Raw genomic sequence first — 290 nt, 5'->3', positions numbered from 1 at the left:
TGAAGCTCACCTTCGCCAAGCCCGGCATCAGGGGCAAGGAAGTCCAGATCGCTCAGGCTTTCCACATCCGCGAGGACAAGAAGCCCGATCCCGAGCTGCCGGCAGCACTTGTCGCCCTCGTCAACAACGACAAGCCGGATATCCTCGCCACCGCTTACGCCCAGTCGGCGCCGGACTACGCCAAGTCTTCGCCCTTCGAGGCGCTGCTGCAGGACGATCCGAACAATGGCCGCTTCATCCCGCCGATGGGCAAGGGCGATCATGCCTGGATGCAGAACCCGCTGCCGGCG

General features: G+C 64.1%; 1 pseudogene. It reads left to right on the top strand.

Features of this window, described 5'->3' with window-relative positions:
* A pseudogene (locus EN852_RS39645) lies at nt 1-290 on the top strand (cell wall hydrolase); the annotation flags it as partial.

The sequence above is a fragment of the Mesorhizobium sp. M2E.F.Ca.ET.209.01.1.1 genome (genome assembly GCF_004010375.2).
In the GTDB taxonomy this organism is placed as follows: domain Bacteria; phylum Pseudomonadota; class Alphaproteobacteria; order Rhizobiales; family Rhizobiaceae; genus Mesorhizobium.
Note: the sequence above shows the minus strand (reverse complement) of the source record. Positions and strands in the feature narration are given on the sequence as shown.